At 52.2% G+C, this 25,954-nt stretch carries 25 protein-coding genes and 2 pseudogenes; 7 read left to right on the forward strand and 20 right to left on the reverse strand.

What is annotated here, in order from left to right:
* Positions 1–3: 3 nt before the first annotated feature.
* The 5 genes and pseudogenes from XI25_RS17015 (at position 4) to XI25_RS17035 (ending at position 5,311) form a co-directional block, all read left to right on the forward strand.
* Positions 4–1,125 (forward strand): YheC/YheD family endospore coat-associated protein, encoded by a 1,122-nt coding sequence (locus tag XI25_RS17015; protein ID WP_046679529.1) that lies wholly within the window; start codon positions 4–6, stop codon positions 1,123–1,125.
* Positions 1,122–2,496, forward strand: a pseudogene (locus XI25_RS17020) (YheC/YheD family endospore coat-associated protein). Before XI25_RS17015 ends, XI25_RS17020 begins: the two are co-directional and overlap by 4 nt.
* Positions 2,493–3,602 carry a YheC/YheD family endospore coat-associated protein gene (locus XI25_RS17025; RefSeq protein ID WP_235439838.1) on the forward strand — a complete coding sequence of 370 codons (1,110 nt, stop codon included), beginning with the start codon at positions 2,493–2,495 and terminating at the stop codon, positions 3,600–3,602. The pseudogene XI25_RS17020 and the gene XI25_RS17025 overlap by 4 nt, the downstream one beginning before the upstream one ends.
* A 79-nt stretch (positions 3,603–3,681) precedes the next feature.
* On the forward strand, positions 3,682–4,239 hold the full coding sequence (locus XI25_RS17030; protein ID WP_235439837.1) for an N-acetyltransferase: 558 nt from the start codon (positions 3,682–3,684) through the stop codon (positions 4,237–4,239).
* Positions 4,196–5,311 (forward strand): YheC/YheD family endospore coat-associated protein, encoded by a 1,116-nt coding sequence (locus tag XI25_RS17035; RefSeq protein ID WP_046678801.1) that lies wholly within the window; start codon positions 4,196–4,198, stop codon positions 5,309–5,311. Before XI25_RS17030 ends, XI25_RS17035 begins: the two co-directional genes overlap by 44 nt.
* Positions 5,312–5,466: 155 nt before the next feature.
* On the opposite strand, the gene XI25_RS17040 is transcribed toward XI25_RS17035, so the two are convergent.
* Together XI25_RS17040 and XI25_RS34875 are read right to left on the reverse strand one after the other, a co-directional pair.
* Positions 5,467–6,156 carry an HAD family hydrolase gene (locus XI25_RS17040; protein ID WP_046678921.1) on the reverse strand — a complete coding sequence of 230 codons (690 nt, stop codon included), beginning with the start codon at positions 6,154–6,156 and terminating at the stop codon, positions 5,467–5,469.
* Between the two features lie 90 nt (positions 6,157–6,246).
* Positions 6,247–6,381 (reverse strand): manganese catalase family protein, encoded by a 135-nt coding sequence (locus XI25_RS34875; RefSeq protein ID WP_235439836.1) that lies wholly within the window; start codon positions 6,379–6,381, stop codon positions 6,247–6,249.
* 132 nt (positions 6,382–6,513) lie between these two features.
* On the opposite strand from XI25_RS34875, the gene XI25_RS33410 reads away from it, so the two are divergent.
* Together XI25_RS33410 and XI25_RS17045 are read left to right on the forward strand one after the other, a co-directional pair.
* A complete protein-coding gene (locus XI25_RS33410; protein WP_160308929.1) occupies positions 6,514–6,657 on the forward strand; it encodes a hypothetical protein in 144 nt (47 codons plus the stop codon).
* A 177-nt stretch (positions 6,658–6,834) separates the two neighbouring features.
* The gene (locus tag XI25_RS17045; protein ID WP_046679530.1) at positions 6,835–7,281 is read left to right on the forward strand and encodes a hypothetical protein; all 447 of its coding nucleotides are present in this window, start codon (positions 6,835–6,837) and stop codon (positions 7,279–7,281) included.
* An 87-nt stretch (positions 7,282–7,368) separates the two neighbouring features.
* Here XI25_RS17045 and XI25_RS17050 read toward each other — a convergent pair.
* The 18 genes and pseudogenes from XI25_RS17050 to XI25_RS34890 all read right to left on the reverse strand — a co-directional run bounded on the left by XI25_RS17050 (position 7,369) and on the right by XI25_RS34890 (position 25,905).
* Positions 7,369–7,939 (reverse strand): annotated as a pseudogene (locus XI25_RS17050) (manganese catalase family protein).
* A gap of 86 nt (positions 7,940–8,025) precedes the next feature.
* On the reverse strand, positions 8,026–8,301 hold the full coding sequence (locus tag XI25_RS17055; RefSeq protein ID WP_046678798.1) for a spore coat protein CotJB: 276 nt from the start codon (positions 8,299–8,301) through the stop codon (positions 8,026–8,028).
* Between the two features lie 3 nt (positions 8,302–8,304).
* On the reverse strand, positions 8,305–8,526 hold the full coding sequence (locus XI25_RS17060) for a spore coat associated protein CotJA (protein WP_046678797.1): 222 nt from the start codon (positions 8,524–8,526) through the stop codon (positions 8,305–8,307).
* Positions 8,527–8,583: 57 nt separating this feature from the next.
* The gene (locus tag XI25_RS34880; RefSeq protein ID WP_235439941.1) at positions 8,584–9,135 is read right to left on the reverse strand and encodes an AI-2E family transporter; all 552 of its coding nucleotides are present in this window, start codon (positions 9,133–9,135) and stop codon (positions 8,584–8,586) included.
* 28 nt (positions 9,136–9,163) lie between these two features.
* Positions 9,164–9,712 (reverse strand): AI-2E family transporter, encoded by a 549-nt coding sequence (locus XI25_RS34885; protein ID WP_235439942.1) that lies wholly within the window; start codon positions 9,710–9,712, stop codon positions 9,164–9,166.
* Positions 9,713–9,744: 32 nt separating this feature from the next.
* Complete coding sequence (locus XI25_RS17070) at positions 9,745–11,082, reverse strand: hemolysin family protein (RefSeq protein WP_046678795.1); 1,338 nt, start codon at positions 11,080–11,082, stop codon at positions 9,745–9,747.
* 24 nt (positions 11,083–11,106) lie between these two features.
* Positions 11,107–12,246, reverse strand: coding sequence for a radical SAM/CxCxxxxC motif protein YfkAB (gene yfkAB, locus XI25_RS17075; RefSeq protein ID WP_046678794.1), 1,140 nt, complete (start codon positions 12,244–12,246; stop codon positions 11,107–11,109).
* A 148-nt stretch (positions 12,247–12,394) separates the two neighbouring features.
* Positions 12,395–14,257 carry an MMPL family transporter gene (locus tag XI25_RS17080; protein ID WP_052759654.1) on the reverse strand — a complete coding sequence of 621 codons (1,863 nt, stop codon included), beginning with the start codon at positions 14,255–14,257 and terminating at the stop codon, positions 12,395–12,397.
* 299 nt (positions 14,258–14,556) lie between these two features.
* On the reverse strand, positions 14,557–16,620 hold the full coding sequence (locus XI25_RS17085; RefSeq protein ID WP_082112413.1) for a molybdopterin-containing oxidoreductase family protein: 2,064 nt from the start codon (positions 16,618–16,620) through the stop codon (positions 14,557–14,559).
* A gap of 483 nt (positions 16,621–17,103) precedes the next feature.
* Entirely contained in the window at positions 17,104–17,970 is an 867-nt protein-coding gene (locus XI25_RS17090; RefSeq protein ID WP_046677686.1) for a formate/nitrite transporter family protein, read from the reverse strand.
* A gap of 400 nt (positions 17,971–18,370) precedes the next feature.
* Positions 18,371–19,606 carry an MFS transporter gene (locus XI25_RS17095; RefSeq protein WP_046677685.1) on the reverse strand — a complete coding sequence of 412 codons (1,236 nt, stop codon included), beginning with the start codon at positions 19,604–19,606 and terminating at the stop codon, positions 18,371–18,373.
* A 142-nt stretch (positions 19,607–19,748) separates the two neighbouring features.
* Complete coding sequence (locus tag XI25_RS17100) at positions 19,749–20,255, reverse strand: TetR/AcrR family transcriptional regulator (RefSeq protein WP_235439943.1); 507 nt, start codon at positions 20,253–20,255, stop codon at positions 19,749–19,751.
* A gap of 346 nt (positions 20,256–20,601) precedes the next feature.
* Positions 20,602–21,210 (reverse strand): DUF4352 domain-containing protein, encoded by a 609-nt coding sequence (locus XI25_RS17110; protein WP_046677683.1) that lies wholly within the window; start codon positions 21,208–21,210, stop codon positions 20,602–20,604.
* Positions 21,211–21,356: 146 nt separating this feature from the next.
* Complete coding sequence (locus XI25_RS32275; protein ID WP_046679534.1) at positions 21,357–22,547, reverse strand: glycoside-pentoside-hexuronide (GPH):cation symporter; 1,191 nt, start codon at positions 22,545–22,547, stop codon at positions 21,357–21,359.
* Positions 22,548–22,644: 97 nt separating this feature from the next.
* Complete coding sequence (locus XI25_RS17120; RefSeq protein ID WP_046678683.1) at positions 22,645–23,742, reverse strand: Gfo/Idh/MocA family protein; 1,098 nt, start codon at positions 23,740–23,742, stop codon at positions 22,645–22,647.
* A 25-nt stretch (positions 23,743–23,767) separates the two neighbouring features.
* On the reverse strand, positions 23,768–24,622 hold the full coding sequence (locus tag XI25_RS17125; protein WP_046678682.1) for a sugar phosphate isomerase/epimerase family protein: 855 nt from the start codon (positions 24,620–24,622) through the stop codon (positions 23,768–23,770).
* Positions 24,623–24,899: 277 nt separating this feature from the next.
* The gene (locus XI25_RS17130; RefSeq protein WP_235439944.1) at positions 24,900–25,787 is read right to left on the reverse strand and encodes a LacI family DNA-binding transcriptional regulator; all 888 of its coding nucleotides are present in this window, start codon (positions 25,785–25,787) and stop codon (positions 24,900–24,902) included.
* Positions 25,771–25,905: a LacI family DNA-binding transcriptional regulator gene (locus tag XI25_RS34890; protein WP_235439945.1), complete on the reverse strand. Its 135-nt coding sequence runs from the start codon at positions 25,903–25,905 to the stop codon at positions 25,771–25,773. The genes XI25_RS17130 and XI25_RS34890 overlap by 17 nt, the downstream gene beginning before the upstream one ends.
* Between the last annotated feature and the right edge of the window lie 49 nt (positions 25,906–25,954).

Here is a 25,954-nt window from a genome sequence, read left to right on the forward strand (position 1 = left end):
CCTATGCCCTCTGAATATGTTGGAACACTCGGCGTCATGGTATGCCGGAGAACGGGTTCACCGCCTTTTGCGGAACGAGAGTATGTTCGTGAATTGTGCCTGGCCTCTTCCAAGCTGGGTCTATCGGTTTATGCATTTATCCCCGAACTGAAGCCTTCCGATCCCGATGCAACCGGGGGAAAAGTTACCGGTTACACGTACAGGCAGGGTCGATGGGAAACGGGACGGTTTCCGGTCCCGGATATGATTTATGACCGCTGCCTGTTGAGGAACGCCAAAGAAAAGACGGCGGCGGGCATGGCTTTGCAATCGCTGGGCAGACGTGCTTTTCTATGGTCCCGCGGCCTGCCGGGGAAAGCAAGGGTTTATTCGCTTCTGAAGCGGGAAGCGTCGCTTTTGCCGCATCTTCCGCATACGCTGGCATATACCGGCAGAGAATGCCTGAAGAGGGCATTGTCCCGCTTTGGGGGAGAGCTGTTCATGAAACCGAGCGGCGGTTCGCACGGCAGCCATACCTTGTATGTGCGTGTATCCGGCGAAACAGCCTTGATTCAGGGAAGAGACCGAGACAACTCCATATTCAAATTAACGCTCCCTGTCGGGGAATTGGCCTCCTGGATCGAACGTTTTACCGGAAGCAGGCGGTTTCTGATCCAGCCCTTCCTGCAGCTGACCAGCCGCGAAGGCAAGCCTTTTGATGTGCGGGTATTGGTCCAGAAAAACGCCAAGGGCCGATGGATGACCACGGGAATGGCTTTGCGCCAAGGACCTGCCGAAGGAAAGACCTCCAACCTTCACGGCGGGGGCAAGGCGGTGCCCGTCCTTCCCTTTCTGGCGACTCAATTCGGAAGCCCGGCATCCGCTGAAATCTTGGCTTGCCTGGAACGGCTGAGCCGCCTTGTTCCCCCGCTCCTGGAGAGCGGATTTGGCCGTCTGGGCGAGCTTGGCATCGACTTCGGAGTGGACCGGGACGGGAAGGTATGGCTGCTGGAGGTCAATTCGAAACCGGGGCGGCGGGCGTTCAGGCAAACCGGGGACATTCTGGCAGCAAAACTGTCCGTGGAGAACCCCCTCCGGTACGCACGATATTTATTGCTTCGACAACTTAGGAGGGTTAATACATGAGTTTGACTTTCAGTAACGTTCATTTTTCGCAGCAGCCCGAAAAAGTGGTCTATATGTCCGGCTCGCTCATGAGAAACCTGGGTCTTGCAAATCGGAAACAAATCAAGCTTCGCCTTGGCAGCGACGTCGTTTCGGCCTTCGTCAAACCGGTTGGGCGATCCGGCGGGCATATTTATCTCAGCACCGGCATCCGCAATCAAATCCATGTGCCGAGAAGCGGACCCGTTTATGCTTACAGCCCCGAGGCAGGGGAAATCCGGCTCGGTCCCGTCGTCGGCGTGTTATCCGACGGCTCCGCCGATTCGGCAAGCCCTTTTTCCTCGCGAACGGGTTATATCCGGCAGCTGCTGCGCGAAGGAAATAAAAAAAATGTTTGTTTATGCCTTTGCACCGCGCGACATTAACTGGCAGCGAGAGACCGTCTATGCTTACATGCTTGGGTCAAACGGGCAGTTTATCCGGAAAACCGTTCCCCTGCCTGATGTTGTCTATAACCGGTTGCCGAGCAGGCGAACCGACTTCTCCCCCTTTACCAATCAGCTGAGGGACCGTTTTAAACGCAGGAATATCCCATTTTTCAACTGGGCTTTCTTCAACAAGTCCGATATTTACAATCAGCTGGAAAACGACGTTCAGGCCGGCCGATATGTTCCTGAAACCCATAACAGCCCAGTTCCCGAGCGGATTAAGGATATGATAGAACGGCACCGGTTCGTCTACTACAAACCGTCCGGAGGAAGCCTGGGAAACGGAATATATCGGCTTACCTATCATCCGAAAAAAGGCTATTTTGCCCGTTACAGCAATTCCGGAGGGAATACGCTGCTTAAGTTTCCGACATTCGCCAGCCTGATGCGCATGCTTCAATCCAAACATGGCTCCAGTCTGAAAAATTACGTCATCCAGCAGGGCATCCGGCTGATCGAGATTGACGGATGTCCGATCGACTTCCGTTTTCACATGCATAAAGATGGAAAAAACCGCTGGGTCGTGGTCGGGATCGGAGCCAAGAAGGCGGGACGCGGCAGCGTTACGACCCACATTAAAAACGGCGGATCGCTCATGACACCCGAGCAAGCACTGAGCCGCGTGTTTGGCTCTAAGGCCAAGGAGGTTCTGGATCGAGCGAAAAAAACCGCGGTTACGCTGGCAGAGGCAATCGAACAAAACCAGTCTAACGTCCTGGCGGAAATCGGTTTTGATATCGGAATCGATGAGAATGAAAAAATCTGGATGTTTGAAGCCAACTCCAAGCCCGGAAGATCGATTTTCAGCCACCCCTCCCTGCGGGTGGAAGGAAAATCTTCCGTAGAGCATATTTTTGAGCATTGCCTGTATTTAAGCGGGTTCTACAGGGGGAATGACTCGTGATCAGCCGCCATGAGGAGGATGCCAAACCCGTCGTCGCGATTCTGACGATGCACGATTCCATTCGGATGTTCAGGGGAAACCGGCAAAACTTCTACGAAATCATCAAAACAGGCAAGGAAATGGGATACCTGGTTTATGTGGTCACCGCGCGCGATTTGAAGCTGGATTCCTCCCCGGTTCGGGGATTCCTCCCCGGTTCGGACCCTCATACCTGGGAGCAGAGGCTGTTTCCTCTGCCCCGGGTTATCTACAACCGGATTCCTTACCGGGAGGATGAGATGAAGCAGCCGGTCCGCCGGAAGATCGAAGCATGCCTGCGTCACCCCAATTTGGATATCTACAACCCTTACTTTTTCAACAAATGGCAGCTGTTCGGATGGCTGAACAAATCAAGGTTGACCCGAAAATTGGCACCGATGACCAAACGCCTGAAGGGTCTCCCTTCCTTGCACGATATGGTGAAGCGTTCACCGTATCTTTATCTCAAACCGGAGGAAGGCAAGGCCGGCCAGGGGATCATGAGGTTGAAATGCCAGAAGAACAAGCCTCTGCCGTACCGCCTCCAGATCCAGAACAACAAAGACAGCGTAACCTATAAAACGGCTTCCCTTGATCGTCTCTGGGAAAGAATTTCCCGGGAAACCAAAGGCGAGTCTTACCTGCTCCAGCAAGGGATCGAGCTCGCTTCCCAGCATGGCCGCCCTTTTGATCTTCGTATACTCGTACAGAAATCGGAGCATGGCATTTGGAGCATAACCGGCATAGGTGCCCGGATGGCAGGAGCCCAAAGCATCACCACGCACGTTCCTCGGGGCGGAACGATCGAGGATCCGGAAAAGCTGCTGCCCGTCATTTTCGGTACCGAGCAGACCGCAGCGATCCTTAACAAGGTCAGGAGCGCGGCCACCCATATTGCCAGACAAATCGAAAAGGGCTCACGCCTTTCCCTCGGCGAGATGTCAATGGATCTAGGCGTGGATACGGCCGGAGAGCTTTGGTTTTTCGAGGCCAACTCCAGGCCGATGAAATTTGATGAGCCGGCTATCCGCAAACGTTCGCTTGAACGAATTTTCCATTACTGCGGATACCTGATCGGGAACAAATAGCGGAATTCAAGATTTGGTCTTGAATTCGCTTCGTGATCAAAAGATACTTTATGAATAACCTTTTAAAGGAGGGGATTATATGGAGATCGGATCCGTCTTTCCCTCAAATCCGGCGGAATGGCCGGACATCCGCCGGCAATGCTATGAGTTTATGCGGCGTTTCGGCAGCAAAAGACTTACCGTCGAAGGCTGTTTTCACTTAAAAACGCTGGCGCTTGACCGGCTGAAACAGCCCGGAACAGCCCTCACTGCCGTAACCGTACGCGGGGAGCAGGGGCGGATGCCGATCGGCCTCTCTTTTGCGGCAGGATATGGACAGACCGCCTGCCTTGTTGCCGTACATCCGCTGTACCGCGGCCGGCGCATCGGGACATCCCTGCTCCTTTACCAGCTGTCCCGGCTCGGCCGGCTGCGCTGCAAGGTCGCTGTTGACAATATAGCCAGTCTTCAGATGTGTTTTCATGCGGGCATGCGGGCGATCGCACTGGAAGCTGGTCCGACAGGAAAACCGACGCTTGTGATGGCTGGACGATCGGATGAATCCGTTATGGATTGTTTAAACGACTCAGACTTTAAGCAAGAAGGTGACCGCTGTGTCTCAACCCGTCTTAGGAATTCTGACCTTATATTTGAATGACCGGAAAAGGCTTGAGGAGTTGCCTGTCTATGAACGAATGATCGCCGAAGGCCGTGAACTGGGGTTGGATGTATTTGTATTCACTCCGGCGGATGTCGATTCCTCCAAGGGAATGATCCATGCACTGGAGTTCAAACCGGATACGGGCAGGTGGTCAAGGCGATGGCGTTCGTTTCCCCATATGATCTATGACCGCTGCCGCATTCAAAAAAGCGCACGCTTTCAGCAGCTCCTTCGCTTCCGTTCACGTTACAGCCATCTCCTTTTCTTGAACAGGCCGCTGCGTAACAAATGGACCGTTCATCAGGCGCTGCATGCCATCAAACGCTTTAGGCCCTACCTTCCGGATACGGTTCTGATACACGGCATCGGGGACGTTAACCGGATGCTGCAACGGCATCCTACCGTGTATCTTAAGCCCATCAACGGCACAGGAGGCCGGGGCATTTTGCGCATCACCCGGAATTCCGGTCCCCAAGGTCATTACGATATTCGCGGGCGAAATTCAAACCGAAATATTATTACGCCCAGAAAACTGCCGGCGCCCATGCTCGGGTCCTACCTGTCCCAATGGCACGTCAAGGGGAAATACTTGGTCCAGGAAGGCATCCACCTTGAGCTCCCCAACGGCAGAGTGCATGATTACCGGATGCTGGTCCAGAAAAACGGTTCCGGCGAGTGGAAGGTCACGGGCTGCGTGGGACGGGTCGGAGCGCTCCATAGCGTCACGTCCAATTTGCACGGCGGCGGAAGAGCCATGGCTATGGACGAACTTCTGGAAGAGTGGATATCCGACCGGGAGAAGCAGGAGAAAATTCATGCCGAAGCATCGGAGCTGGGGGTGGACGTTGCCCGCTTCCTGGAGGAAAAGTACGGTGCGCTTTGCGAGCTTGCCCTGGACCTCGCCGTGGATAAAAACGGCCGGATCCTTCTGTTGGAGGTAAACCCGAAGCCATCCAGGGAGGTTTTCTCCCAAATCGGCGACAAAGCGTCATATCGGGAATCGCTTGTGCGGCCGCTGGAGTACGCATTGTGGCTCTATAGCCAAAAGAAGCAGGCAAAGAACGCGTAAAGCCTGATTCATTTTGCCCTCCTCGACATCGGCTTTCAACCGTCGCCCCGCTGCGGTTTTGTCCATAAGAAAGAGCCCTGCCTAAAAAGCAAGGGCTCTTCTTTAAGATATCTGCTTTGAGAATACGTCGATAGACGTTTTTTCTTTTACCGGGTTTACCCGGTGGAGTTAGCATGCAGCTCCAATAACTGCGGGAACGACGTAATGATGGCATCGGAGCCTTTCAGCTCCTGATCCTTGCCGAAACCGGCGTACTGGCAGCCGATGACGGTTTGTCCGTTTTTCTTTCCTGCCTCGACATCGGAGGAACGGTCGCCGACCATCCATGCCTTTTCAATGCCGTGGTTCTTGAGCAGCAGTGCTACGAGATCGACCTTGCTCGCCGTTCCATGCTCACCGGCACTATAAAGACCTTCAAAGAGATAACTCATGCCCCGGGCCTCGCAGATCCCCTTCACGTAGTGCTCCAGTCCGTTGGACGCCACAAACAATCTGACGCCGCGCCGCTTCAACTCCTCCAGCGTCTCCACTACCTCGGGATACAAGACGGCATCCGAGCCTTGCAATCCTTCCAGCTCCAGCTGAAGGAGAAGCTCGTCCGCACGCTTGTGCGCTTCAGGCGTTCCCTCGGGCAGCACCCTTTTCCATATATCCTCCAGCAGCATTCCCAGGCTCCCAAGCATCAGCTGTTCGTTCGGGGTTTCTCCGCTGTGATGTCCCTCCTCCCGCAGGATGTCGAATAATTTGTGATAGGCAGGCAAGAGCAGCGTTTCGGTCTGAAACAACGTTCCGTCCATATCAAAAATCATTGCCTCCGGTTTGACCAGCTTCCCGTTTCTCTCCATCTCTTTTGTCCATCCCTTCATTTCCATGGTGATTTTTGTCGTTTCTCCCCCCATCATAATGCAAGGCGATTCCCCGCGCAAACCATAACCTCACTCCCATAGCGATAAGAGAGGGATATTTGACGAAATCAGCACATCGCATATGAAAGGATCCTGGATGGAAATGGTTGCGATCATTTCCAGGTGGGCGAATTCTTCTGCACCATTATCGTTCATAACATTCATTCGTTTACTTCCAAATATTATATGTTCATCTGTTGTGTGATGCGGCTTTTATTATCTTATCTTGTATAGAAATATTTTCCTAGGTCTGTTAGACTATGCTTGTCATATTATCTCATAATTGGGGGAATCAAGTTGAAAAAACCGACCTATCAAAAATGGCTGTTTGTGGCTGTGATTGCAGTGCTCCTCACTGGTGCCTTAGGATGTTCAAATGGTCCTAAGCAGCAAGCCGATCCAGTATCGCAGCAGATAGAAAAAAATAACTGGACCAGATAAAGAAAAAATTCAACGAATTGGTCAAGGCTGTTGAAAAAAAATGACCTCAAAGAAGAAAAACTTTATATTTCGTTTGGTGGAAAAGACTTTGAGGAGTTAAAAAAAGGAACCCGCATCTAAAAAAAGCTAAACCCAAAAAAGAAAACTGAACAAAGCTCAAAACCAGGCGATATCGGGATGAATGTTGAAGGTTTCCGCAAGGCATTTAATTCTACAGCCAAAAGACTGAACGTAGACATAACACTTGGAAAGATAAAAGTTAAAGATGGTGCCCTTCAGGATACTTTTTCTTATAAAATAAGTGATTATGTTTATCTTCTGGGTAGTGTAAATAAATTGGATGGAAGTGTGAGGGAGGTAGCAATGGTCGGCGCTGAAGACGGCAGCCCGCAATCCGGAACGGATATGTTGTTAACCATCGGATTATTGATCGCTTCCACGAATCCAGATTTAACATCAGAGGGACGTGCAGGGGTACTTCGGGATATAGGATTGCTTTCAAAAGGTGTTGACGTTACCAAACTGAGAAAATCGACTACACGTAATGGAATTAAATATACATTTAGGGGGTCAGAAGAATTATTTGGCCTTTGGTTCATCGTTTCAGATGCAAATGAAAAGTAAAAAAAGACCATGCAGCCCTTAGCCAGCATGGTCTTCATATTTCCAAATGCTTGGGAATATGATTTATCTCTTTTGCAAACAAGTCCATCAAAAAATCTTTTTCTTATCGCGGTCCTCTTTGATGATCTCCACCGCTTCCCTGAACCGGATGGCATGGATGATCTCCCGCTCCCGCAAAAATTTCAGGCCGTCCTGAAGGTCCACGTCGTCCGTCATGTCGATCAGCCATTGGTATGTAGCGCGTGCCTTCTCCTCTGCCGCGATGTCCTCGTACAAATCCGCGATCGGATCGCCTTTGGCTTGAATATAGGTTGCCGTCCACGGCACGCCCCCCGCATTTTCGTAAAACAAAGCCTTGTCATGGTTTGCATAGTGAGGACCCAAGCCGGCGGCCTCGAGCTGCTCCACGGTGGCATCCTTGGTGAGCTTATATACCATGGTTGCGATCATTTCCAGGTGGGCGAATTCCTCGGTCCCGATATCGTTCAACACGCCGATCACCTTATCGGGAATCGTATACCGCTGATTCAAATAACGCAAAGCCGCCGCTAATTCCCCATCCGCTCCGCCGTATTGCTCGATCAGAAACTTCGCCATCATGGGATCGCACTTGCTGACTCTTACGGGATACTGCAGTTTTTTTTTCATACACCCACATGGGATACCAACGCCTCCTTATATTGGGCTAGTTTTAGCGGCTGCCGGCAGACCGCTTCGGCCGAAAGCGTCCAGCCTGCGTCACCGTTACACCTGCCAGGGCCACGGGGTCTTGGGCCATTCGAAAGGATGCCTCGAAAAAGCGTGCCCGAAATTCATCAGAGGTCCGTACAGTTCTTCGAACTGTTTGGCGAGCATCATGCGCTCCTGCGCAAGTTTGTTGTACTGCTCAATGCTTTTTAGGTCATCCGGATGGGTATTCAGGTACAAATTCAGCTCGACCAGCACGAAATCAATAGCCTGAAGCTGCTCTAAAAGTTCATAATACCGGGGGTCGCCGGCCTGTGGTCTTACTTCTTCCATGATCTACTCTCCTTTCAGTTTTCGGGATTCGTAAGGACTGTAGAGAGAAGGCCACAATGTTCCGTGTTTCAACGCTTCCGCCGGGCTGAACTGCGGGAGACCGGCCGGCTGAAACACAATATACTGGTTCACGGGCACTACGTAGGATCTGTATGGCAGCGGAGGGCAAGGGTCAAACGGACTGCGGTACGGGACATACACGCGTTCCTCGGCGTTCGGTTTCATATCGGATTCCTCCTTCTTTTGAATTCGGTTAAGGGGCAATGCGTTCGCTCTTCGTAACTAACATATGTCATCCGCCCGGAAAATGAACTCCGGAAACAGAAAAAAACCCATTTTCCCGCACGGTTCACGGAAAAAAAGGGTTTTCGTCGTTATTAAAACTTGATTTTGATCTGGAATAAGCCGGCCTTGCGCATTGCCGAATACAAGATAATGACCAACGGGCCGATAAAAAAAACCGATCACCCCGACCAGCTTAAACCCGACGTACATGCTGATCAAGGCGGGGAGCGCGCCGATTCCGACGGCATCCCCGATCACTTTCGGTTCCAGCACGCGGCGGATGACCGTGATGAGGATAAACAGGAGGATCAGGCCAATGCCCGTGAAGTAATCGCCGACGACCAACAGATAGATGGCCCACGGCACGAGTACGGACCCTACGCCGAGGATCGGCAAAATGTCCACGATCGTAACCAGAAGCGCGATGGCCAGCGGATAATTGACTCCCAGCACGAGAAGTCCCGTCAACGTAATCACATAGGTAAACGCGCTGAGGATGAGCTGGGCCCGCAAAAAGCCGAATATCGATTTTTTCAGGCTGCCCAGCACTTCGTCCACCTGGCTTTGCGACGATTCGTCAAAAAAAAGACAGGACGCTGTTCCGCATGGTGTCCAGGCTGAAGCTGAACAAATAGAGCGCCACAAAAAATACGATGGACGTTACAAACAGATTGGGCAGCATTTTGGCAAAGGACAAAAACGTGGACGACAATGTGTTAACCAAAGACTCCAGGTAAGAGGAAATATTCGACATGAAAGATGTCAGGCTGTCCGCAAGACCCGGCGATATGCCGTTCAGCATGTCCTCTGCCTGGATGATCGTATGCTGCAAAAACTGGTTGGCCCCCTTAAAATACTGCGGAGCCTTGCTCCAGTATTCCACCAGCTGGGCAAAAGCCTGAAGTCCCATCAGGTAAACGACCAGCATCAGCAGAAACAGAAACAGCGTGTTCGTGATCGTTACAGCAGCGGCACGGTTCATCCGTGCCCTTTTCATTAATAGACGGTTAAACGGCTCCAAGGAGATGGCAAGGATCAGCGCCAACAGAAACGGTGCCCCTACGGTAAACATTCCATAAATCAAGAAAAGCCCCAGCGCGATAAAAACCAACTGTTTCCCGGACATAACTCACTTCCTCACCTATCGTAATCCCTACCCTATTGATCCGTATTTCCTGTTGGGGTTCCTGCGCGCTTTTTATGAATAATGACCCGGGTCACGCGGAGGCGGGAAGATTCCTCAACCTCGAAGGTCACGCCGTCAAAAACGATCTTTTTGCCTTTGGCCGGGTTTCCTTCCAGCTCTTTAAACAACCATCCCCCGATGGAGTCCACCTTCTGCTCTTCAATGACAACCCCCGTCAGATCGTTCACGTCTTCAATGAGCATCCGGCCGTCGACGGAAATGACGTCCCCTCGGATCTCCACCTCCGGACGCTCGTCCTCGAACTCGTCATATATATCGCCGACGATTTCCTCAAGGATCTTCTCCGCCGTCAGAATCCCCGCCGTTCCGCCGTACTCGTCGACGACCAGCGCAAGCTGCTCATGCCTCTTCTGCATCAGGCGAAGCACGTGGCTGATCTCCATCGATTCCGGCACGTCCATGATGGGCCTGACCAATGAAGCCAGATTCTTCTGCTGCTCCGGATCGGCCATAAGCAAATCGGTTATGTGGATAAATCCGATAATCCGGTCCTTGTCCTCCACGGCAACGGGATAACGGGAGTGCTTTGTTTCGTTCATGATTCTCAGATTCTCTTCCAGCGGAAGATTGGCGTACAAGACGTCCATATCCGTCCGCGGCAGCATGATCTCTCTGGCCAGCAGATCGGAAAAATCGAAAAGGTTGTCCATCAGTTTCATTTCATTCTCGTCGATGACGCCGCTCTTGGCGCTCTCGTTCATCAGAATGCGAATCTCTTCTTCCGAATGGGCCGCTTCCGCCTCGCTCACCGGCTGAATGCCAACCATACGCAAAATCCCGTTGGCGGATTTATTCAGGAGCCAAATGACCGGAAGGAACAGGCGGTAAAACCAGAGCAGCGGAGCGGACAACAGCAGTGCCGTTCCTTCCGTCCGCTGAATCGCCAGTGACTTCGGGGCAAGCTCTCCCAATACTATATGCAGAAACGTAATGATGCAGAAGCCGACCGCTACCGAAATGGACGAAATCAATACCTGATCGGTCATTCCCAATTTGTGCATCAAAGGCTCCACCAGGAGTTCCGAGATCGCGGGTTCCCCGATCCAGCCGAGTCCAAGCGACGTCAGCGTAATTCCAAGCTGTGTTGCGGATAAATAGGCATCCAGCTTCCTGTTGACCTTCAGGGCCACGCCGGCAAGCATGTTGCCCTCGCTGACCAGTTGGGTAAGCCGGGACTGGCGCATCTTGACGAGTGAAAATTCCGCGGCTACGAACACGCCGTTTAACAGAACAAGCAGAAATACCAAGAGCAAATTCAAAATCAGTTTCCCGACCTCAAACTCCTCCATTGCCATACGCCTTCTTTCCGGATTCTAGTTTGTCAAAGCTCTTCTCGTTTTAAAATCAATGCCCTTATAGTACATATCCGCAACGAGAAGATTCGGACCGCAGCAGTTTGCGGCGTCACAATGGCAGTTCACCGTCTGATTCAGCGGATGATCCGTCGACCATGCCGTAAATATATCATCCAGCTTCTGCTCTTTGATGTTTCCAAAAGGAGGAATATCCGCAAAGTCGGTCACGTAAACGTCGCCCGAAAACAGATTGACGTTGACCCGGTTCCGTCCGTCGGGATCATTGCGAACCGTTACGTTCCGCTCGGAGCGAAGACGACGGATCAGCTCCTGATCGCTCCCGTCGCTGCTGCAGGAGAAAAACGGCAGCGTGCCGAACAGCATCCATATGTCCGGATCCCGGACATCCAGCAGCCGATGAATGGCCGTCTTCATATCGTTCAAAGACAATACGGGCAGCGAAGCGGCAAAGTTCGAAGCATACATCGGATGGACCTCATGCCGCCGGCAGCCCATCTGCCGGATCAGCTCGTGGATTCCGTCCAGCTTGGCATGGGTCCGGTAGTTGATCATCGATTCGGCCGAGATAAACATCCCCTCACGGCTTAGCTTTTCGGCATTGACCATCATGGTGTCGTACAGACGATAGGCCGCTTCTTTAGATACCGGATGACCGCTGTTGGCAAAACCGACCTCGTGAAAGTCATCCCCGTTTAGATAGTTGAACGAGATATGCATCACATCCAGATATGGCAGCATCTTCTCGTATCGTGCGATGTCCAATGTCAGATTGGAGTTGATCTGCGTGCGGATGCCCCGTTCTTTGGCATATTTGAACAGCGGTACGATAACGTTGTCCACCGTTTTTCCCAGGAAAGCAGGCTCCCCGCCCGTAATGCTGATCGTCTGCAGATGTTCCACTTCGTCCAGCCGCTTCAGCATGATATCCAGAGGAAGCATCGGCGCTTCCTTCATCACCAGCATATCGCCTACCGCGCAGTGCTCGCAGCGCATGTTGCACAGATGGGTAACCGTCATCTCTACGCTGGTCAGTACATGCCGCCCATGCTGGCGCAGGGAAACGATCGGATCCCAAGGATCATAACTGGGAGAAATCCGCTTTAAGACGGGTTGGTTCGACTTTGCTGTATTACTCATTGTTTTCCACCTTTATTTCTTTTATTAACCGAATGTTCCAATTACAATCGATCTATATGTTGCTTGCACATGGTGCAGGCACGCCGTTTCACCATTATACCATACGCGAAAAGCCGACTCCTGTAGTCACGCTGTTCCTAACTGCTCATCAGACCGGGTCTTCCCGAAAAGATTCTCCGTCGCGCCGCTTGCGGGAGGGGAACAGCCAGGCGGGACTCCACCAATTGGCTCTGCCTAGCAGCTTCATGAACGCCGGAACCAGCAGAATCCGGACCACCGTGGCATCCAACAGCACGGCTGCGGTCAGGCCAAGCCCGATCGCTTTCATCACCTCGTTGTCGGTGAAGATGAAAGCGCCCACGACGACCGCAAGAATCAAAGCTGCGCTGGTGATCATGCCTCCCGTTTTTTCCAACCCTTCCGCCGTACTCAGCTCGTTGTCGCCGGTTGCTTGATAGCTTTCCTTGATCCGGGACAGCAGGATCACTTCATAATCCATCGAAATCCCGAAGACCACGCAAAATATGAGGATCGGCAGCAAAGCAAAAATCGAGCCCGTATGCGACACGCCGAGCCAGCCTGCGCCGGCGCCTTCCTGAAACACCCGCACCACGATGCCGAGTCCCGCGCCGAGACTGAGGACGTTCATCACCACCGCCTTCAACGGAAGAATAACGGACCGGAAGGCCGCAAACAGGATGATATAGGTTGTAATAAACACAAACAGCAGCACGGAAGGAATCCCCTTCTTCATCTCCTGCAAAATATCCAGTTTATAAGGCGGATTGCCCGTTATATAAGTCCGGAGGCCCGGAGTTTCCATCTTCCGCAGCCCGGCGACCAGCGCCTGCGTTGCATCATCGGCATCGCCATTTTTGGGGACGACGGCAATCGCGGCCATTCGGTCCCTCACCACATGATATTTTTCAAGCTGCTCCCGGATGTGTGGACGCGTTATGTAATCCGCTGACTCCTCTGCCGTTCCCCTGGTCAAACTCACGTAGCTCTCCACTCGGTGAACCTCGGGCAGACGGCGCACCTGATCCATGTAAGTTTTCACGGCTTGTATGCTTTGCGGTGTCCCATACGCATCCGGGAGCTCGGCCGCCACGATAATGGGACTCAGTTCGCGCTCGTCATAAGCCTGCTTCAGCAGCTCGAATCCGTACCTGGAATCATAAGAAGGCGGAAGCACCTCCGCCGCCGGAATACCGGCCTTCATCGATTTGACGGGCAGCATGGTAAGCAATAGCAGAGCAATGACCGCAGCAGAAATAACCACGGGGCGGGCCATGACGAATGCCGAAATTTTGCGCCATGCTCCCCGAGCTTGTCCGGAAACCGGGTCTGCCGCGCTTCTGCCCCAAAGCGGCAGGGAATCGATCCGCGGTCCCAGCATGCCCAGCAGCGCAGGCAGCAGGGTATTCGCGGCAAGAACGGACACGAGCACCACCGTGATCCCACCCATGCTGAAGGATTTGAAGATCGGCAGTTCGATCATGGCCATCGCCAAAAAGCCGATCCATACCGCAGCCCCCGAAAATATGACCGCCTTCCCGGCCGTGGCGCAGGAAACTGCCACCGCCCGTTCCGTATGCCCATCGGCCCGTGCGATTTCCTCCCTAAACCGGCTGACCACAAAGAGCGCATAGTCAATGCCGACGGCGAGGCCGAGCATGGTGACCACATTCGGCAAAAAGTTGCTGATGGCGCCGTCGAGAGCCGCGCCAAAGTAAAGGGCGCCCATGGTTACCGATACGCTGACCAGGCCCGCAATGAGCGGCAGGACAGCTGCCGTCACCGTGCGGAAGACAAGCAACAGGATGATCAAGGCAAGCGGCATGCCGATCAATTCCGCGCGGAAGATATCTTTTTTTACCGCCTCGTTCATATCCGCAAACACAGCCGTATTGCCTGTTAAGTACGTATCCGCTCCCGTTATTTCCGGAACGGCCTCCCTGATCTCATCAAAATGCTTCAGCGCTTCGGCAGTATCCTCTTTCAGCTGCACSGGACCYAAGATCATTCTACATTTGGAAAATAGTTCAAACTATATAACAAAAAACTGATTTTTTATACTTCTACAGGACGTTTAGCGGTTCACGCATCCTGAAAAAATAAAAACTGCCCCGAGGTTTTATCAACCCGCAGGACAGTCCGTAGCCGCAAATAGCACATATTTGAAGAAAACCGTCAGGAATTCATCGAATGCTTCGTTCCCCTGACGGTTTTAAATTATTGCAAAGCTATATGTGCCATGTTCCGGGAGATGGATTGGGTGCTCGATCTCCGGTTCCGACCGAACCCAATCTATTTCCGTTTAACCTCAACCACCGTAGAAAAGAAGGTGGCACCTTGGCCAAGGTCGGCCAGCCTGTCCGAGGTTAGGGCGTTGGCCCGCTGCTTGCGGCCCTCGCTTTCCCACCAGAGACCTTGGCTGACAACCGTGCCGGGCAGCATTTTGGCCGTCACCTTGGCACGCACCTCGTACGTTCCGCGGTCGTTGCATACGGTCACTTCATCGCCGTCGTGAATGCCGCGCTCCTCCGCATCCTCCGGATGGATTTGCAAAAACGGCTCTTTTTCAAGCTTTTGATGCTTCGGCACGTTAGCGAACGTTGAATTCAAAAAATTATGGTTTGGCGGCGAGATGAACATCAGCGGATACTTCCGCCCCCGCCCGCGGCGGATTCCGTCATAGCCTTCCTTCAGCGGCACATAGGTCGGGAGCGACGGCAGCCCGGCTTTTTCCAAGGCGGCGGAATACAGCTCGATCCGTCCCGACGGCGTCGGGAGATTGTCCAGATAGGAAGCATAAGGCGTCATATCCAGCTTCACGTAACGAAACTCCTTCAGACCGCTCAGGGTAACCCCGTTCAGGTAGGGATTGGCGGGATGATCCAGCGCACGCGCGATCATGTCCTCCTCGGTTTCGGAGAATGCCGCATCGTTAAAGCCCATGGCCCGTCCCAACAGGGAAAACAGCTCCACATTGCTTTTGCCCTCGCCGACTTTCGGGATGACCGGCTCCTGCAGTTGAATGTACTGATGCCAATAAGAGCTGTACACATCGGTGTTTTCAAAAGATGACGTCGCCGGCAGCACGATGTCCGCATATTTGGCGGTATCCGTCATAAACAGGTCATGCACGACCGTAAACAGGTCTTCCCTGGCAAATCCGCTCTGCACCCGTTCGGTATCAGGCGCTACGACCAGCGGATTGCTGCAGTAGACGAACAGCGCCTTGATCGGCTTGTCCGTCATCGCGAGCGCCTCGCCGATCCGGTTCATATTAATTGTCCGCGCCTCGGGGTTCGGCCGCAGATCCGGCCGTTCCAGGGCTTCGTCGTTCATGCTGTTATAGCCGCCGTTCGATTTCGACGCCCCGCCGCCGCGCTTCAGCCAATGGTCGGTGAGGGCCGGCAGGCAGGCGATGCTTCTCACGGCCAAACCGCCGTTATCATGATGCTGCAGCCCGTTTCCGATATGGATATAGGCCGCTTCCGCCCCGCCGTACATGGCGGCCAGCCTTTCAATATCCTCCGCCGGAATGCCTGTAACGGAAGAAACATATTCCGGCGTATATTCCTTCACATGGGTCCGCAGTTCCTCGTGGCCCAGGGTGTACCGCCGCATGAACTCTTCATTGACGAGACCGTCCCGGAACAGAATATGCATGATCCCCACGGCAAGGGCCGCATCCGTTCCGGGGTGAAGGGGGATAAACCAGTCCGCCCACTGCCCGGTCTGATTCCGGTGCACATCGATGACCACGACCCGAGCCCCGTTCTTTCGCGCCTTCTCCGTCAACACCACCTGGTGCATGTTCGTGCTGACAATGTTTCCGCCCCAGACAATAATGACATCCGCGTGAACCGTTTCCTCCGGGATCGTGCCGCCGTTAAAGCCCATGACCGACTTCCAGCCGGCAGTGCCTGCGGAATTGCAGATGCTCTGCTTCAGCTTGCTCGAACCCAGGGCGTTGAAGAAGCGGCGATCCATGCCGTCTACGCTGAGTACACCCATGTTACCGTAAAAACTGTAAGGCAAAATACTCTCGGGTCCATATTCCTCGGACAGCGCCTTAAAGCGCTCCGTAATTTCTTGAATGGCCTCATCCCAGCTGATCCGCTCAAAGGCCCCTTCGCCCTTCGGACCTGTCCGCCGCAGGGGATGCAAAAGCCGCTCCGGATGGTATACCCGTTCCGCCATGTTCCGTACCTTATTGCAAATCGCGCCCTGCGTAACGGGATGATCGGGATTGCCCGCAACTTTAACGATTTTTCCATCCTTCTTATGCAGCAACAGCCCGCAGGTATCCGGGCAGTCGAGCGGACAGACCGCAGGAAACACGCCGTTTAACTCCTCTATCATTTTCGCCTTCTCCCCTTTGATGATGGTCATATCCGTTCCCTTTATCTTAAAGCGAAGAACGTTTCGCGTAAAGGCGGCGGAACTCATCACCCCCGAGGACCACGTGCTTAAAGGCCGGATTACCGGACGCGGGCGTTGGAACGTGGGGCGATTTTGATTTTCTCAAAAAATATTGTTTAAAGGTGTTTCACTTCACCGGAGGCCGGGTAAATTCGTAACAAGAGCAGCGAAGAGGAACCCAGACCCTTCCTCTTTGATGCCGTATCATGGACCACTCCCAAAAAAATTCGCCATGCCGCGTTTCTTCCCCCGAGACCCGGCATGGCGAATTTATTATAGATATGGAATACTGTATCGCAAGAAAAAACTTCCGCTAAATGCGGTCTTGCTTCTTTGAAAATGTACGTCGATAGGCGTTTTTTTTATGATGATGGCGCGAAGCCGCTGTAGTCAAGCTGCTTAACGCCGTATTTTCATGCGATTCTAAGCGTGCTTTTGAGTCATGGAGGCTGCCGCTTCCGCTTGGTAAGCTTGGGCCTTGGCCGGTGGCTGTGAAGCTGCGCCTTTTGCGCCCGCCGGTTTGGCGTCCTTTAAATAAACCGTCCAGTAGGCCAACGCCACAAACACGGCTCCGCCTGTCATATTGCCGAGCCATACCGGAACAAAGTTTTTCAAATACTCGCCCCAGCTGTAATAGCCCTCAAAAATGGCCGCCGGAATCAGAAACATGTTGGCCACCACGTGCTGAAATCCAATGGCGACAAACGCCATCGTCGGGAACCAGATGCCCAGGATTTTGCCGCTCATCTGCTCGGACCCGTAAGAAAGCCACACCGCAAGCGCTACGAGCCAGTTGCAGCCGATCCCCGAAATAAAGGCTTGGAAAAACCCGTCATCCAGCTTGTGTCCCGCCATATCCACCAGCTTGTCGAGATAAACGCCGCTGCCGGTCAAACCGACGACGTGGCCGAAAAAGTAAGCGACAAACAAGGCGCCCATAAAATTGCTGACCGTGATCAGCGCCAGGTTTTTGAACAGCTCGCCCCAGGAGATGCGCTTGGCCGCCTTGGCCAGGGAAACGGCCATCATGTTGCCTGTAAGAAGCTCTCCCCCCGCCAGAAGCACCAGTATGAGCCCGACCGGGAACAGCGCGGCCCCGATAAATCCGGGCAGCCCGCCCCATTCCTTCGGCATGCCGGCAATAACCCGGATATCGAGCAGAAAACCGAGCGCGATAAACGCCCCTGCCAAAAAGCCGAGAATCAGTACCGCGGGCAGGCGGTTATGCGCCTTTTTCACCCCGTTTTCTACCGTAATTTCCGCGATTTGATGCGGTTTATAGTATGCCATCTCTCCATCCCCTTTTACTGTTTTCTCTATTTCCCAGCGGCGGCGTTATTTTCTGAAAATAGTCTATTTTTATTTCATAATATCAAAAGGTCAAGCGTCGAAAGTTCCCTTCATTCCGATAGCACGAAAAGAGCTTCCGCTCATGCGGTCTGTCGACGTTGAAAGTACGTCGATAAAGACGTTTTTTTTTTATTCTAACGCATCCTCGTTTTTTGCAACGTAAACTATGTCACGTTTGAATCTCTTCTTGCCTCATTTCGGTATCGCAGGGTATGATCTTGCTGCTGTAGGCGCATCCGGATTTGAATCCAACGAAAAAGGGACTCCTCCCAAAGCCGGATCATCCGGCCTGAACGAGGCAGTCCCTTTTATTATCAGTGTCCCTCACCTGCGAAAGTTTTCAAATTTCCCTCACCGCAGGCGAAGCAGTAGAAGCCGGCTCGGCCGAGAAAGGAAGCCTGAGGCTGATAAGCGATGCCATCAGGAAAAGGATCCCGGCGGTGAAGTACACCGCGAATATCGAAGTGGAGGCCATAAACACGCCCGTGCTTCCGGACCCGATCAGAAGCATCGCGGTAAATGCCGGAGTCATCAGGCCGTTCAGTCTGCCTACGAATTTCTCGTCGACCTGCCGGATCATGACCGCCGTCAAGGCCGTCTGGGCCAGTGCCAGAAGGAACCCCGTAAGGAACCGCAGGGTCCCTGTCAGCAGCGGCCAAACGGAAAGGACCTCGACAAAGGTAGACACCCCCAGAAATGCCAACCCGCTGAACAATAGCACCGAGCCTTTCAGCCGTCCGGCAATAACGGCCGCCGTAACGCCCCCGACCAGCATGCCGAAGCCCTCCAACGCCGTGAACCACTGCACGCCGGTCATGTCCAGGTGAAGGCGGTTCGTTACGACAAATATATCCAGCGGCTGAATCAGTCCCGATCCGAGCGCAAGGATCACATAAATAATCAGCATGAATTTCAACATCCGGCTGGCTCCAACATAAGACATTCCCTCGCGCAGCTCCTTCACGAAAGAGCTCTTTTCTTCGGCGGAGCCGTCCACTGAACTATCGATGGAAGACGGAATGCAAGCCACGAGAAGGGCCGAGCCTCCAAAAACGGCCAACAGGCTGAGAAGCGAAGCTTCCAGGCCAAACGACTGGAAAATCGCGGTGCCCGCAATCGGGCCTGCAATCACAAAGAGCGACATCATCGTTTGCGACAAAGCCGTGGCGGCTGGAACATGTTCGTCAGGCAAGCACCGTTTGATGATTTTCATGGAGGACGGCTGCGAAAACTGGGAGACGATCGCCGATACCAGCGTTACGACAAAGACGGCCTGCCAATAACCTGCAGCGACGACAAAAAAGATAAGCAGTACGGACAGAAAACTTAGGATATCCCCCCACAGCATCGTCCGTTTGGGGCGCCACCGGTCGGCCAAAACGCCGCCTACGATGGAAAACAGAAAAATCGGAGCATATTCAATGACGGTGATCAAGGAGACCGCGACCGGGTCTCCTCCGCTTTTTTCCATAATAAAAAACAACAATGCCATGTTGCGAATCCAAATCCCGACATTTTGGAGCAAATCCGACAGCATCAGGAGGACGAACGAACGATTTGAGAACAGATGTTTCATAGGGTACCTCATTCTTTCTTCATTTTTTCAAACCGACCAGTCGGTTTAGTATGTGTCGACGGAAGGGCAGCCTTACTCCAAAAAATAAGGCCTTCCGACCGATCAAGCTTTCACTCATATCCCCGGTCTTTCCCATTCAGGTCTACTTGCTTTTATTGGCATCTAGTATGCCATATAGAAAATAACCGACGCTCCTCCGGTATAACACGCGAAGCTCGTCGCTGGAGCGTTCATAATACGAGGTGGACAGACCGTCCAGCATCGAGGAAAAAATGACGGCGATCTCATCCAGATCCTCTTCCGGCAGAAGCCCTTCTTTTGCAGCCTCGGCAAAAATGTCCCGGTAAAGCATCCGCGGCCCTTGCATTATCTGCAAAATCTGGTTCAGCAGGTCTTGGTTCTCCGGCTGGCTGATATAGAACTCTTCCCCTACCTTAACGAGCGGATTCTGAAAATCATCCACCATATGATCGGCTATGCCGTATACCTTCTCTTCAAAACTCGAAAAGACGCTGGATTTCTCCATCCAGGCGTTGATCCACTCCCGGTTTTGCCGGGCGAGCAGCTGAATAAACAGCTCCTCTTTGCTCTTGAAATGGTAGTATATGCTTCCCTTGCTGACTCCGATATACCGAACCAACTCATCCATTGAGGTAGCGGCATATCCCCGCTGGATAAACAGCTCTTTCGCTTTGTCGAGGATCAGATCGCGTTTTTTTCTGCGCTTTATCCGTAGTCATGATCATCCTCCATGGGTTTATCCCGAAACTGATAACGTAACCGGGACTTCTTTTAAAAAAAACCGACCGTACGGTTTAATTTTAATCGATGATTATCATCTTGTAAAGCGGGGTCGCGTCCTCTTTGTCCACCCTGATTTTCCGGTCAATGCCGTACAGGCTTATCCTTTCCCGGACTTTGCGAATTACACGGGTTACAGCAAAAAGGATGCCGCTTCCGGCATCCCTCCGCTGTGAAATCCATTCATGACCCGTTCAGTTCAAAGCCCAATAAGCCCGGCCTTCCTTAAGCGGATCTCCATAGGAAAGCTTTAAGCCTTTGACGTCCTTGCCCACCTCGTAAGCAATTTCCCCCTGCAGCTTCTGACCCGGCGCCAATGTGCCGTCGAGGCTCTGCTTAATGTCGGATGTAATGGCCTCCATGTAGCTCTTGTCGCTTTCATCCGTCAAATCGAAAGAGTTCGCGGACGATACCACCTGTTCGGCATCGCTTCGGTTCTCCACCGTAATATCGAGTACCTTCAGGGTATTCCCGGCTTTAGGCTTCAAATAATCGTCTCCGTTCGAATCCCGGATTCCGTTCACTTTTACGATCATGCCGTGATAATTCAAGGCCTCGCCGATCGCCGCCGGCTCATCGGATGCCTTTTTGACGTCTTCCGGAACTTCCTGTTTGTCCTCGGCACCGGCATTCCCTTCCTCTTGGTCTTGAGGCTTCGTGCCCGTTTCCTGGCTGTTGCCGCCGGATTCCGAAACAACGGGCGGGGCTTCGGCATCATCCTTTCCTTTATCGTTGGAGCAGGCCGATGTAAGCAGCAGCCCGCAAATGACGGCTGTATAAAGCAACCATTTACGCTTTTCCATGGTCTCTTATTCCTCCTATTCCGTTTACGCTCTCTGCCGACACTATTTAATTCGCCATAAACTTCCAGATTCCTGCCAATTTCAAAACAAAAAGCCCCCCTTTGCAGGGGGACTGTCGTCATCGTATGAACTTAACGTGATCCGGATTAAACATAAACCGGCTCGGTCTTAATCTCCGGCAGCGCCTCCAACCCGGCGGTGTTCAGGAAATTCCAAGGCTTGTTATAATGCGGCTGGAAGAAGAAATCGATGAAAGCCAGCTGATCGATGGTCATCCGGTTTTGTATGCATACCGACAGGGTGTTCATCGACTGGGTCAGATCGGCCTCCGATATGATTTGGGCGCCAACGATCACGCGGCTTTCCTTATCGAATACGACTTTCAGGGTAACGGATTCCGAGGTAGGCATAAACTCCGGACGGTAATGATCCGTGATCGTTACGGTATCCACGTTCAATTTCTCATCCTGCGCCGCCCCTTCCGTCAAGCCGGTCGAAGCAATGTTAAGGCCGTATATTTTGAGGCCCGACGTTCCCTGCGTTCCCATATACTCCGTCGTTTTCCGCACCAGATTGCGGGCCACGAGGGTACCCATGCGGACCGCGTTGGTAGCCAGCGGAATGTAAACGGCTTTACCGGTCGGGTTGTAACGAACCGCACAGCTGTCTCCGGCAGCGAAGACGTCCTTTTTGCTGGTCTCCATGTMKKYAKCCTGTACCCGTTCGCGGGTATTGGCAAATGTTATATAGAACAGCAGAACGGCAAACGCCGCAAACAACACCATGGTCCACAAAAAACCCTGCTGCTGATTGCCTCTGCCGAACAGCGAAACGAGAGGGAGTGTGGCGATGCTGACGATCAAGCCGCCCAATTGGCCGAAGATCATCCGCACGGAGTTGACGACCGTGCGCTCCTGCGGGTTACTCGTCATGCTTGTAAGTAGAGAGGTCAGCGGCAAATTAATGCCCGCATACAATATGCCAAGCGTAATGTAGGTAATATAGGCGTACACAAGCTTACCCGTTTCCCCTAGATCGGGCGTCATAAACGTTAGCACGGCAATAACGGAAAAGGGTAACGCCAGCCAGAGAAAATACGGCCTGGATTTGCCCCATTTCGTATTTGTGCGGTCGATCAGCATGCCGATGATCGGACTGTCGAAGGCATCGATGATCCGGGCAACCAGGAATAAGGTCCCTACGGCCGCCACGTTCAATCCGAACACGTCGGTATAGAAGAACATCAAGTACAGCGTAATCATCTGAAAAACGAGATTGGAGGCCGTATCGCCGAGACCGTAACTGATCCGTTCTTTCCATGAAACTTGATTTTCCATGAGATATCCCCCTGAACGGTATTGTAACCCCTTACATTTTTACGTGTTTACTTCCGCCTACTAGGCATAAAAGCAGTAGACGGAAGCGCACGTCCATTTAATTTAAAATGATTTCTTGCCCTGTTCTGGAAGATTCATAAATGGCCTCGAGGATCCTGGTTACGACATACGCCTCTTCAGGATTTACAAGCAGCGCTTTATCCCCAAGAATGGCCTCAAGCCATTGTCTCGCTTCGCGGTCCGCCTCATTCTCGACTTTCGAACCGTAATACGGAATGGAGGCGTTCATCTCCGGCTTGATTTCAACGAGCTTGCCATACAATTCGGTATTTAGATGCAAAGCAGGGTTTCCGTCAGCCGGATTGCGGCGCATTTCCGCTCCGCCCCTCGTTCCGAACAGCGAGGTCATGGCTTCCCGAACGTCAAGGGTGTTAAGGGCCCATGATGACTCCAGGAATATCGTTGCACCGTTCTCCATTTTGATGAATCCGACGGCGGAGTCCTCCACCTCAAACTCGTTTGGATCCCACTTGCCGAACAGGTTCGCTTGGTTTTGATCCTTCAATTTTTGAAAGGCGGTTCCGGATACGGACTTCACTTTGTAATTGTTCATGTACCAGAGCGTCAGGTCGAGCGCGTGGGTTCCGATGTCGATCAAGGGCCCTCCCCCTTGCTTCTCCTTGTCCATAAACACCCCCCATGTCGGAACCGCGCGGCGGCGGACCGCATGTGCTTTAGCCAAATAGATATCGCCCAGGAATCCATCTTCGCAGGCTTCCTTCAGCATCAACGCATCTTCCCTAAACCGGTTCTGATAACCGATCGTCAGCTTTTTGCCCGTTCTTTTGGCGGCATCGAGCATGCTTTTCGCTTCCAGTGAATTTATGGCCATCGGCTTCTCGCACATGACATGCTTGCCTGCCTCAAGCGCTTCGACGGTAATCACGGAGTGCGTGCTGTTCGGCGTGAGTACATGAACCACATCAAGCTGTCCGTCTTGAATAAGTTGCCTATAATCCGTATAGGTTTTGGCGCCTGCGGCTCCGTACTGCTTGGCAGCAAGTTCCGCCCGTTCGATGATGATATCGCAAAACGCCGTCATTTCCGCCAGCTCCGACAATTTGGACAAGGCCGGCAAATGCTTGGCATTGGCGATTCCGCCGCAGCCGATAATGCCTATTTTTAATTTGCTCATTTTCGCTCCTCCAATGTCCGGCCCATTAGGCTTGAAATAGTTTGGAAATATAGTGGTAGCTGATCTCGACGCTTTCCAGCTGATTTTTCGTCGTCCAGTCCTGTTCGATGAACAGATATCTGGCCCCAGGCTTGCTTCTGAACGCTTTCAATATAGCCGGGATGTCCATGACCCCTTCTCCTGCTTCCGTGAAATACTCGATCTTATGCAGCTTGATCATCAATTCCATATCGATTCGGGCGTCGTCGCCGATAACTTCGAATAAGTTCACAGGTTTCACATCGGCTGGCAGATCCTTTTGATGTATTAGATCGCACCGGTTTCCAAGCTTGTTCAGATAAGCAATCGGATCCACGCCGCCTCTCAAAGCCCAATACGTATCAAATTCGACCTTAAGGAGATCTTCCTCCGTATTCTCCAAAATGATATCCAGCACATATTGACCGTCAAACTTTTGGAATTCCTCAAAATGGTTGTGGTAATACAGCTGAATTCCGTTCTCCTTGAAAAAACGCCCCGCTTTGTCTAATTTCCCGCACATCGCCATAACCTCTTCTTTATCGGCAAAGAAAGCGATTGCAATTGCCACGGAATCAAAACCGGCTTCTTTCGCATAGTCGACGATCTGCAGCGCGTTGTCCTGCTCCAAAAATCCAAGGTCAATGTGGGCCGATACCGCTTTCAAGCCATGGCGATCCAACTCCTGTCTCAGCTCAGCCGGTTTCAGTTGCCCAACCGTGCCTCCGATATTGTTAGCGTCGTGGAAAAACAGCTCGACGTTTCGGTATCCGATGGCAGCCACCTTTTCCAAAGTACCTTTAAAATCTTTTGTCAATTCGTCTCTGACCGAATAAAGCTGCAAACCAAATTCCAGACCCATTTTCAATCTCCTCCCTAATTTATGAAGTACACAAATGCACCTTTTACAAATGACATAAATCTTTGTAATTGATTACATTAAAACAAAATAAACCTTTGTTTTATGGTATTTATTATAAATGTAATGGATTACATTTGTGTATCTGGATTGTACCCCATTATTTGACCCCCGTCAAATCTTTTCGAACATGGTTTCCCTTCAAACGAAAAAAAACCGGATGAAGATATGGGCTTTTCGCCTCTTCAAACCGGTTCCGTTAGAGTTCTATTCTATTGGTTCATCCACGGGAAGTTGATTCCCGTTCGACAAGCCGATGCGGCAGCGTTACTCTTTCATAATTCTTGTCTTCGCTCGTCATATTGTGAATGAGCAAATTCATGGCGGTATACCCCAGATCATATTTAGGCTGGTGCACCGTCGTCAATGCTGGCAAAGACATCGTGGCTTCGCGAGTGTTGTCGAATCCGATGACGGCGATCTCATCCGGCACGGTGCGGCCGTTTATCTTGATGGCATTGACGCAGCCTACGGCAACACTGTCATTCAGGCAAAATATGGCCGAAGGGCTCTCCGATAGCTGCAGCAATTCGTTTGTCAGGGCCACGCCGTCATCATACCTGCCATCCCCCAGCTTTATCCATTCCTTTCGAACCGGAATATCGTATTGCGCCAGCGCCCTCCTGTATCCTTGCAGCCTCAGGTGGGTGGAGTTAATGTTTGAGGGCCCGCCGATCAAAGCAATATCCCTGTGCCCGGCTTCAATGAAATGACGAACCGCATCATAAGCGGCGGCTTCATCGTCTATGGATACCGCGCAGGTGAAGGAGGCCTCTTTAATCTCGCAGCATTGCACGATGCTGTACTTTTGCCCCAATGCGCTTAATTTTTCCTCGGTAAGCGTGGAACTAAAAGTAATGACTCCATCGGCAAGCTTATTTTGCAACATTTGAAACAATTCTTCTTCCCGGTTTTTATGATTGGAGGTCGGACATACCAACACGTAATAACCATCCTGCTTAGCGCGGTCTTCAAGCCCCTGAACGACATCGGCAAAGAAAGGCCAGTCTATCCGGGGAGTCAGCACAAGCACTTTCATCGTTTCCGATCTTCTTAAAGCCCGGCCCTGCAAATTCGGCTGGTAATCGAATTTACGTATAACGCTCATCACTTTTTTCGCGGGTATCGTCTTTGACCAGCGGACTTCCGTTCAAAACCCTGGATACGGTAGCTACGGACACACCGGCCAATCGTGCCACTTCCTGAATCGTCATCGATTTCTCCATTTGTTTCCTTCCTTTACAGCTGCAATTCCAAGCTTCTGAAAAAGTTTAT

Origin of the sequence: Paenibacillus sp. DMB20 (assembly GCF_000987955.1) — a bacterium.
In the GTDB taxonomy this organism is placed as follows: Bacteria; Bacillota; Bacilli; order Paenibacillales; family Paenibacillaceae; genus Paenibacillus_AQ.